At 38.2% G+C, this 10,056-nt stretch carries 7 protein-coding genes and 2 pseudogenes; 4 read left to right on the top strand and 5 right to left on the bottom strand.

Annotation, left to right across the window (positions count from 1 at the left end; all coding sequences use genetic code 11):
- Positions 1-215 (bottom strand): annotated as a pseudogene (locus tag RIN67_RS13130) (transposase); the annotation flags it as partial.
- Between the two features lie 109 nt (positions 216-324).
- Here RIN67_RS13130 and RIN67_RS13125 point away from each other — a divergent pair.
- Positions 325-1,500 carry an IS256 family transposase gene (locus RIN67_RS13125; protein ID WP_313825919.1) on the top strand — a complete coding sequence of 392 codons (1,176 nt, stop codon included), beginning with the start codon at positions 325-327 and terminating at the stop codon, positions 1,498-1,500.
- 60 nt (positions 1,501-1,560) lie between these two features.
- Positions 1,561-1,887 (top strand): annotated as a pseudogene (locus RIN67_RS13120) (IS30 family transposase); the annotation flags it as partial.
- Between the two features lie 183 nt (positions 1,888-2,070).
- Here the strand turns inward: RIN67_RS13120 and RIN67_RS13115 are convergent.
- The gene (locus RIN67_RS13115) at positions 2,071-4,047 is read right to left on the bottom strand and encodes a collagen-binding domain-containing protein (protein WP_313826254.1); all 1,977 of its coding nucleotides are present in this window, start codon (positions 4,045-4,047) and stop codon (positions 2,071-2,073) included.
- A 129-nt stretch (positions 4,048-4,176) separates the two neighbouring features.
- Here RIN67_RS13115 and RIN67_RS13110 point away from each other — a divergent pair, with 129 nt between their 5' ends.
- Together RIN67_RS13110 and RIN67_RS13105 are read left to right on the top strand one after the other, a co-directional pair.
- Entirely contained in the window at positions 4,177-5,280 is a 1,104-nt protein-coding gene (locus tag RIN67_RS13110; protein WP_265000476.1) for a helix-turn-helix domain-containing protein, read from the top strand.
- Between the two features lie 197 nt (positions 5,281-5,477).
- Positions 5,478-6,398: an IS30-like element ISLsa1 family transposase gene (locus RIN67_RS13105; protein WP_064776863.1), complete on the top strand. Its 921-nt coding sequence runs from the start codon at positions 5,478-5,480 to the stop codon at positions 6,396-6,398.
- 298 nt (positions 6,399-6,696) lie between these two features.
- Here RIN67_RS13105 and RIN67_RS13100 read toward each other — a convergent pair whose 3' ends face one another.
- The 3 genes from RIN67_RS13100 to RIN67_RS13090 all read right to left on the bottom strand — a co-directional run bounded on the left by RIN67_RS13100 (position 6,697) and on the right by RIN67_RS13090 (position 9,692).
- Positions 6,697-7,047 carry a DUF5388 domain-containing protein gene (locus tag RIN67_RS13100; protein WP_265000470.1) on the bottom strand — a complete coding sequence of 117 codons (351 nt, stop codon included), beginning with the start codon at positions 7,045-7,047 and terminating at the stop codon, positions 6,697-6,699.
- A 1-nt stretch (position 7,048) separates the two neighbouring features.
- Positions 7,049-7,849, bottom strand: coding sequence for a ParA family protein (locus tag RIN67_RS13095; RefSeq protein WP_265000469.1), 801 nt, complete (start codon positions 7,847-7,849; stop codon positions 7,049-7,051).
- A 1,055-nt stretch (positions 7,850-8,904) separates the two neighbouring features.
- A protein-coding gene (locus RIN67_RS13090; RefSeq protein WP_313826253.1) for an IS5 family transposase occupies positions 8,905-9,692 on the bottom strand; the annotation gives its coding sequence in 2 pieces (ribosomal slippage) (positions 8,905-9,434 and positions 9,434-9,692; 789 coding nt in all).
- Positions 9,693-10,056 lie beyond the last annotated feature (364 nt).

Below are 10,056 nucleotides of genomic sequence, written 5' to 3'. Positions count from 1 at the left end.
TTCTCGTTATAAACATTAAACTGAGAAACCAGGAAGCGATCCAGTGAATCTTCCGTTGGAAATTGTTCTTTGTGGTGGGTGGTGCGCTTGAGATGCTTATTAAAGTTCTCAATCAGGTTAGTGGAGTATAGTGATTGCCGGATAGCTGGTGGAAAGTCCATGAAAGTGAGTAAATTCGGCATTTTAAGCAGATCTTTGATTAATTTGGAGAGCGTAAAATATCTTGTGTAAATGCATAAAAGATTTCTGAATTGTATAGAAATAGGGAATGCCTTCCCTTATGATATTTAGTAACCACAGAAAACATCACAGGAGGCATTCCCCATGAATGAACTTACCACAGAAATTATCGCTGCACTAGCCCAAAAGCAAGATTTGGACGAAGTTTTTCGTCACCACCTCGAAATTGCGATTAACCAGCTGCTTCAAACCGAATTGGCAGAGTTTTTGGGTTACGAACGCTACTCATACGCTGGGATTAACACTGGTAATAACCGCAACGGCAGTTATGAGCGCTCGTTTGATACGAAGTACGGCCAACTTAGCTTAACCATTCCTCGAGATCGCAATGGCCGGTTTGAAAATCATACCTTGCCAGCCTACGGTCGGCACAGTGATAATTTAGAAACAACGGTCATTCAGTTGTATACCAAGGGAATTACCACTGCTGAAATTGCCGAACTCATTGAGAAAATGTACGGTGCTCACTACTCCAAAGCCACGGTTTCCAACATGACTAAAGCCGTCAATGAACAGGTTCAAGCTTTCCAGCAACGGCGACTGGCTTCACAATATGCGGCCATCTTCTTAGATGCCACTTACTTGCCGTTAAAGCGGGATACCGTTCAAAAAGAAGCCGTTCATATTGCGATTGGCATTCGTCCAGATGGTACGAAAGAAGTGCTGAACTACCAAGTGGCGCCAACGGAATCGACTGGAATCTGGACTGAACTGCTGGGAACCTTGATCAAGCAGGGCGTTAAAGATGTGCTGTTGTTTGTGGCCGATGGGTTAGTTGGTTTGGATGAAGGCTTGAATCGGCATTTCCCTAAAGCCAAACGACAACGTTGCCTGGTTCATGTTGGGCGGAATCTGATGAACAAAGTTCGCGTAAAAGACCGCAAGGCCGTGATCAGTGACTTTAAACAAGTTCATCGGGCCGCCAACCGCGAAGCAGCCGAACTGAAACTGAATGAGTTCGCCAACAACTGGCATCAGACCTATCCCAAATTAATCAAAGATCTGCTTAAAATGCCGAATTTACTCACTTTCATGGACTTTCCACCAGCTATCCGGCAATCACTATACTCCACTAACCTGATTGAGAACTTTAATAAGCATCTCAAGCGCACCACCCACCACAAAGAACAATTTCCAACGGAAGATTCACTGGATCGCTTCCTGGTTTCTCAGTTTAATGTTTATAACGAGAAGTCTCTGAAGCGGATCCACCGAGGGTTCAAAGGACTCCAGGACACCTTGGAAGCATCATTTATTTAAGTTAGATACATATTATATGTACGAAGGCATTTCATTTACACAAGATTCTTGACGCTACCAAACACCGCCTTTGGCAAGTTTATGGGGGCCTTCGGTCCCCAAGTAAAATCCATTACTGTTGATCATGGTAAAGAGTTTGCCAATTATCAGGCCTTAGAACAGGATTATCAGATCAAAGTTTATTTTTGCCATCCATATTCACCATGGGAGCGAGGTTCCAATGAATATTTTAATAGACGGTTACGCTGGTTCTTCCCGAAAAAGACCAATTTTAGCCAAGTAACGACTGATGAGATCCTAGCAGCACTTGAACTAATTAATCAACGACCATTAAAAATACATCATCAACAGACTGCCATTGAAAGATTCCGGGCTTGTTCGGATTAAACTTGTAATTTGCCCTCTCTTTAAAAGTTTTAGTCGCTTGATTTCGGCTAGTTCAATGGCCGAAGTTAAACTGTCAATTCTTGATGTGATAAAATAATGCATTTGTAGAACCTCCTATTATGAACTAAAAGGTGGGAGTGATTAATTTCACTCCCACCTTTTAGTTCTTTCAAGATTGTTTAGTTAATCTTTCCACTTTTTTCTGAAAGTCAGCCAACTGGTTAAACTTCCTAAAGCCAGTAATAAGACACCTAGAGCTGAAACAGAGCTTTCTGATTTTTCACTAGTTTGTGGTAAAGCTTCTCTATTTTTAGAAGGATTTTTTTCTTTATCATTTACCAATGAAACTGTTTTTTTCTCATTAACATTAGTTTTAATCAATTGAGTTGGCTGCGTCGGTTGAGTTGGCTGCGTCGGTTGAGTTGGCTGCGTCGGTTGAGTTGGCTGTGTCGGTTGAGTTGGCTGTGTCGGTTGAGTTGGCTGTGTCGGTTGAGTTGGCTGTGTCGGTTGAGTTGGCTGTGTCGGTTGAGTTGGCTGCGTCGGTTGAGTTGGCTGTGTCGGTTGAGTTGGCTGTGTCGGTTGAGTTGGCTGCGTCGGTTGAGTTGGCTGTGTCGGTTGTGGATGAATATCCCATCTGTGCGATTCACCGCCGGTTATATTAACGATATTAGCAACAATATTCCCATCAATGTTAACTCCAGCATTAATAGTCGCATTAGGTGCTAAAACGCTTCCCATAAACCGACCACTGCTGAAATTGAAGACTTGTTCACCGGTACCTAAGTTCCATAATACATGGTTAGGCTCTGAATGCTCTTCACTGCTGGGTAGAGAATTCGTTCCATCATCATAATATAATTGAACTTGTGTAGAAATATTTTGATCACCATTTGGAATATCAGTAACGTTAATGACGATAGTGGGGCCATTTTCTAAATGAGATATTCCCTTGATTGTAATCGGCTGAGAAGCACTCAAATATTTGAATGGAACATTTACATAAATAATTTGTGTTCCAGTTGCTACTTTCGAAACATCAACATAGCGATTATTCATGTCATCATAATTTGAAATAACACCTTTTGACTGAGGAGTACTAGCATAACTGGTGGATGCCTTTACTAGTTGCTGAAATACATCACTAAAATCAATATAGGTCTGCCCATTGGTATCTTGATAAACATCTTCAGGTTTTAAATTATCCATAGTGATACCATTGATCAAGACCTTGTTATTTTCAATTGATACACTAACATCTTTACCTAATACTACATGATTAAATGTTTTATTTCTAAAAGCGTTATTTTGAAGCTCTTTGGCCAGTTGTTGAATGTAATAAATATCACCGCTAGTTAAATTGTATGAATCACCACGTGTACCAAAATCGTTAGAGCCATTTAAAATTTTAACAGCTAAATTACCATTAGTATCCGCTGATAAACTAGCTTGATTTGCAAAAATATGGAACAAAGAAGCTAATTTTAAAACACTGTTAGTATTTAGGTCGTTAATATCAATTCCTAAATTTTTTAAATAAGTATCATCACTAATGGAAGTAGCTGGTTGGACACTATCAGATGATAAGGCCAATTTTTCAAGATTGCCTTTCTCTTCTAAATGATTGATAACAAGTGAAGATTTAATTTTTTTTGAATTATCAGTTGAGGTAGCAGGTAAATTAGTTTTCTTGCTGGCGGCACCAGTATTTACTGAATCATCAGTTGATGTGACAGGTACAGTAGGATTCTTGCTGGCAGAGCCAGTATTTACTGAATCATTAGCTGATGTGACAGGTACAGTAGGATTCTTGCTGGCAGAGCCAGTATTTACTGAATCATCAGTTGATATGACAGGTACAGTAGGATTCTTGCTGGCAGAGCCAGTATTTACTGAATCATCAGTTGATATGACAGGTACAGTAGGATTCTTGCTGGCAGAGCCAGTATTTACTGAATCATCAGTTGATGTGACAGGTACAGTAGGATTCTTGCTGGCAGAGCCAGTATTTACTGAATCATCAGTTGATGCAATAGTCACAGTACTATCTGCTTTTACAACATATGTACTTTCACTTAACCCAACCCCTAAAGCAATCACAGTAACTGCTGCAAAGACCCATTTTTTGCCATCTTTATACATCTTGTAATGTCGTTTTTCCATAAAACAAGTCCCTTTTCAATAATTAATTGTTCATGCCTAAGGGTAAGTATATAATTAACAGTGACAAAATTAACTATATTATTTTGCAAATAACTATACTATTTTGTATATTTGATTGAGGCCAAATTTATGAAAAAAGAACTGTTTTCCTTATTAGGTAATGTAGCATCAGTGGATTTTTATTTTTCCGATGGAACTGATATTTCCCTAATTTCTGATAATAATGCTTTTAATATGACAGAATTAGCTAAAGAAGCGCTCCAGCTTCAAGTTCCCAATACTTTAACTATTGTTAATCTAAATAATTTTTATGTCACAATCATTCCAATCGATAAAATTCGTCAATTACTTATAATCCCACATATTAATACAACTAATATTCCACGAGATTATCGTGAAATCGCTAAATTTGTTGATAATCTTAATTCATTGAGCTCCTTGGCTTATCAATTGTTTACTAATAAGAAAAAGCCTAATTGGAAAACGTGTGTAAAAAAAATACCTACTGCTCAAAAGAAAGTAGATTTTAATTCCAAAATAGACTTAACTGCTAAATTTAAAAATGAACAAACGATTTTTAAAACCATTAAGAATCTTAATTTTAATCAATTTAATAAGGCTTTAGATAAATTAACATTGACTCAATATATGGGTACGATATTCGAACAAAATAACTATGCTCGAGGAGAAAAGGACGTTATGATTCGTTTTGTAAGCTTATTAATGAGTAACGTTATTGAAAGTGGACAAGTACTAATAGATGTTGCTCTTAAAATACAGGATGACATTTTAGGGACAATTGAGTTCAAGAAAGATATTCCCCCCTTTGAAATTTGGATGAAACAAGTGGCTATTCGTTGCTTTAAAGAAATTCAAAAAACAAAAGATGAATCTGCTTTATTAATTCCTGAAAAATGTTCATCTTATATTAAAAATCATATTAATCAAAAGTTATCTTTAACAATTTTAGCTCAAAATTTAGGCTGTTCTAAAAGTTCTTTGGCGCATGCATTCAAGAAAAAATATAATCAAACAATCAGCTCATATATTAATATCCAAAAAGTTAAAGCTGCTCAATATATGCTAATAAATAGTTCTGTAAATATTTCTGAGATCGCCTACACTTTAGCTTTTAATAACCCTAATTATTTTATGCGGATTTTCAAGCATTACGTTGGAATATCTCCAACAGCTTATAGAGTAAATATTAGAATTAATTCTAATATTCAATAATTTTGGCGCCTGTTGCTTAATAGTAATACCAATTTATTCAAACTAATTTGGATAAATACCTCATTTGTTAAACAATTTGGTCCTTATATTCCTAAATATGGCAAATTCTATAATTAATCCGAACAGAAATTAAAAAGCCCAAAGCAATCACTTACAATGGTAGTAGCTAATTCCAACCAATATAGGGAGTGATTACTTTGGGTACATCTACTTTATCACGTTTTCAACGTGGCGCACTAGCACAACTGGTCAATGAGGGGAATAAATCTTACCAAGTAATGGCTGACGCCTTAGGCGTCGCCAAAGCTACGATTAGCTATGAGTTGGACCGGGTTAAACCTTATGATCCAGAATTAGCTCAGCAAGATGCAGATCGCAAAAGGCGGAATTGCGGTCGTCGTTCGATGCTGACGGCAGCATTAGCGACTTTAATTACCAATCACTTACGATTAACCTGGTCACCAGAAACCATTGCGGCCGCTTATAACTTGAGCACTGCGTCAATTTATAATTGGCTTAATCGTGGCTGGCTCCCCTTCAAATTGACTGATCTACCCAATCGGAATGTCCGCCAGCACCGAGTGAGCGAAAATCGTGGGAAATTTACAAGTGGGACTTCCATCGAACAACGGCCAACAACTGTTAATCAACGGTTAGCTTTTGGTTATTGGGAAGTAGATACGGTGCTTTCTAGTCGAAGTGAGTCACGATCATGTCTGGTTACATTCGTAGAACGTAAGACCCGACTTCTATGGGCCATCAAAGCCCCTAATAGAACGGCTAAGGCTCTAAACACCGCCTTTGGCAAGTTTATGGGGGCCTTCGGTCCCCAAGTAAAATCCATTACTGTTGATCATGGTAAAGAGTTTGCCAATTATCAGGCCTTAGAACAGGATTATCAGATCAAAGTTTATTTTTGCCATCCATATTCACCATGGGAGCGAGGTTCCAATGAATATTTTAATAGACGGTTACGCTGGTTCTTCCCGAAAAAGACCAATTTTAGCCAAGTAACGACTGATGAGATCCTAGCAGCACTTGAACTAATTAATCAACGACCATTAAAAATACATCATCAACAGACTGCCATTGAAAGATTCCGGGCTTGTTCGGATTAAACTTGTAATTTGCCATATAAATTAATGAATAAATTGAATGTACACACAACCAAAAATCCACTCATCTCATCACGAGGTGGGTGGATTTTTTGAGTAAGTTAAGTGACAGCATTGATTGTTATATGATTGTGTATGTCCTAAATGGACACAAGCAACGCTCCTAAGCAAAGCCTGTATGTAATGATTTCAGAAAAGCCCTCTATTCCGCATAATAGAGGACTTTTTTGTGTGCATTCTGCTTAATTTAAACGGACAAGTATACATCTAAAAGGTGAACGTGTCGTCTGAGAGCACGTGATTATTTACTTTTTACTTTGTTAGCATCGCCGGTTTCCAAAGTCTGTATTTGAGTCGTAAGCGTATTTTGTTCAGACTCAGTTAACGATTCAAAAAAAGTTTTTTGTAATTGGGCTAATCCGTTTTGTTGAGTTGAGCTATACCCTAAAATTACCATAGCTTTCATAAAGTTTTTTAGATGATTGTCAATTCTGAGTGTAGTATCAAAAGTAACACCATCTATTTGTTTAGACTTCGTTTTGTTTGATTCGTTTAGAGAAGATATGGAAATTTCTTTTTGGGGCTGGGGCGCCGATTTTCTAGGAATTATTTTGCTTTTATTTGATTTAGGATTGTGTAAAAGTTCCACCATGCTAGTCCGCCCTTTCAATGATTTCTTGTGCCACAGAATCGTATAATCTAATTATTTTTTTATCGAACTGATCTTTTAGAAATACACCTCTGATTGAATATCTTTTGATTCTTTCCATATTACGAATTAGGGTTTTTAACATGTTTTCTTTCCCAAATTCTTCTTCTGCTACTTCTAATGTGCTGTGATCAACAGGCGCCCCATTCTTTAATAGCACAGGAAGTATACCGAGTAAATTCAAACTAGGTGCTTCGTATTCATCGATTACCTGTTCCTGTATATATTTTAGAAACGATTCGGCACCCTGAAGACTGTGCTCTTGAGTTTGAAGGATAATCAGAACCCAATCTGAAGCGTATAAGGCGCTATCAGAAATTAAGGAAATAGTCGGTGGCAAATCAAATACCACAAAATCATATTTTTCTTTTAGTGAAGCAAGTAGCTTGCTAAAATATGTAACTCTATCTTTATAATTATTTTTAAACTTTTTTTCCATAATCCGTGGGTACAATGAAAAATCTGCGCTTGATGGAATAAAGTCAATGTTTTTATCCAAAGTAACCAACGATCTTGATAAGTCCTCTTCTTGGATTGATGCAAGCAAGGTTTGATTAAATTTAATATCATCGTGGCCTAAATTAGCCGCGGTTTTAAAGTAAATATCTGTAGCGTTTGCTTGAGGATCGAAATCAATTAATAGCGTTTTTTTACCAGTACGAGCTAGTGCCAGGCATGCAAGCGTGGCATTTGTTGTTTTACCGGTGCCACCTTTAAAATTTCCAAAAGTAATTACTTCACCCATTATACTGACCTCCAATTAAGTATCCTAATATACAAGGATACTTGGATACAAGGATGATAACATACAAAGATACTTGGATACAAGGATACAAGGATACATTTCTTCTCAAAAGCCGTTAAATTAAGATTGACTGCAAGTATCCTAATATACTTAGATACAAGGATACAAGGATACTTAGATACAAGGATATGAATATACAAGGATACAAGGATACAAGGATACATAAAAAGAAATGTTGATTTATCACCAAACAACGAGTAATATTGGTTACATAAAATAGAACATAAAAAAACACCCACCGACGGGAATCGGTGAGCGCCACATAAAAGTCAACTTATTTAATGACTATTATATCATGGCCGGTGCGATTTTTAAAGCCCTAGGGGACAAGCTGGGGTCTAAATCCAAGGGGACACGTTTGCCAGGGCGACTTCAATAAGTCTGGCTATACCACAACAAGGCTATCTGTACGGCTGGGTGGTGAATGGTGAGCGCGACCATTAACGGCGCGGGTGGTAAAACGAAGCTTCGGCTTGGTGCCACTGATTAGTTGGTGATCGAACAAACATAAATACGTATTGCCAACGCCTACTAGGGCGTTTTTTAGTAGGTTAAACCGAAAACGTAGGTTTATAATGAGTGGTGGTAGCAATACCGCAATTGTACAGACAAGCGACGGGCGTTAACGACCGACGAACTAGGGGGAAACCTTAGCGTAGAATTGCACTCTGGTTCAGTTATTCCAAATAGCTGATTCCAGGGAACAATTCTGCGCTCAAAACGTCACTCCCTCTAAACTGAATGGAAAACCGTAACCCGTCAAGTCAAATTCCAAAGAAAAAAGAAAGTTGGTGGAATTGTTGGAATGTAAGGATTACATTGTTCCATTGAATCCAGATGTGATCGTTAAGAAGACAATCTATCGGAGTTCTGCAAGAATTACCAATCAGCAGAGAGATCAAGTAAAAAGAGTTTTGCATAAGCAAGGGTATCGGGGGAGAATTAGTAGTATTCGATACACTCGGGTAAATTACAAGTATTCCTTTAGAAGCTGTCTAAAATCTCTTAAGTAATAGTGCTAAAAACGCTAAAATGACCATTTGCAGACTGGTGGTTAATTGACGCTCACAATTTTTCCAAAGTCGCCGACAATTCTCTAGCCAACTAAAAGATCGTTCGACTACCCAACGTTGGGGCATAACTTCGAATCGATGCAACTCATTGCGCTTCGCAACCTGCACGGTTGCGTTTAAATTACTGGCTACATCGAGCTGAAAATTAACGCCTGAATAACCACCATCAACTAAGACATTTTGAACCTGGCGTAAATGCATGGCATGTAAAGCGATCATTGCACTGGCCCCGTCTCGATCAGAGACGTTCGCTCGCGTCATGTGAATGGCCTGCGGAAAGCCATTGATATCAACTGCCAGATGGCGCTTAATCCCCGAGATTTTCTTACCAGCGTCGTAACCTTTGTTTTCAGCAGTAGCGGTGTTTTTGACGCTCAGAGCGTCAAAAATAATAAAGGAAGTTAAAGCTGAACGTCCTTGGTAAGTTCGCCGAGCAATGACAATTTTTTTAAAACTTGTTCCAATAAAGAATCAGCCGTAGGCTCAGCTTTAGTTGACCAAATTTTGTAATAGTTGTAAACTGACCGCCATTCTGGGAAATCACCGGGGACTTGACGCCATTGGCAACCGGTTTTCAAGACATATAGGACCGCACAGAAGACCTCGTAGAGGTCATATTTTCGAGGCTTAGTTCGCTTACGAAAATTTTCTAAAGCTGGTCGAATTAATTCAAATTGTTGCCGAGTAATATTGCTGGGATAATTTTTCATAGCTTAAACTCGCTTTTTACATAGAAGTATATCAAAAATCATAGATCTTGGACAGCTTCTTAAAGTATCAGTGAAGTATCAGGGGAGTGTCGGTAAGTTTTTGGTTAATACAAAGAATGAGACAGTTAACTTCAAGGGAATGGCCTAGACGTAATTTCAGTGAATTTCACAAACTCATTTTCCCCAATTAAAGCCAATCTGAGACCTATACCACTTCTTTTTTGGACAAGTTCACAATCAAAAAATAACGGAATGTGGAAGTACCGCGGTGAATGTGGGTTACTTGGGATAAGCCGCCTTATGTGAAGTAGAAATTGGTATACTAAAAAAGGCTCCCGGTTTAACACTGGAGTAAAGTGAACCC

This window comes from Levilactobacillus namurensis (assembly GCF_032197885.1).
GTDB lineage: Bacteria > Bacillota > Bacilli > Lactobacillales > Lactobacillaceae > Levilactobacillus > Levilactobacillus namurensis_A.
Note: the sequence above shows the minus strand (reverse complement) of the source record. Positions and strands in the feature narration are given on the sequence as shown.

What these genes read in the sequence shown, in the direction of transcription:
- RIN67_RS13125 (WP_313825919.1), top strand. Translation starts at nt 325, where the DNA reads ATGAATGAACTTACCACAGAAATTATCGCTGCACTAGCCCAAAAGCAA.
- RIN67_RS13115 (WP_313826254.1), bottom strand. Translation starts at nt 4,047, where the DNA reads ATGGAAAAACGACATTACAAGATGTATAAAGATGGCAAAAAATGGGTC.
- RIN67_RS13100 (WP_265000470.1), bottom strand. Translation starts at nt 7,047, where the DNA reads ATGGTGGAACTTTTACACAATCCTAAATCAAATAAAAGCAAAATAATT.
- RIN67_RS13110 (WP_265000476.1), top strand. Translation starts at nt 4,177, where the DNA reads ATGAAAAAAGAACTGTTTTCCTTATTAGGTAATGTAGCATCAGTGGAT.
- RIN67_RS13095 (WP_265000469.1), bottom strand. Translation starts at nt 7,849, where the DNA reads ATGGGTGAAGTAATTACTTTTGGAAATTTTAAAGGTGGCACCGGTAAA.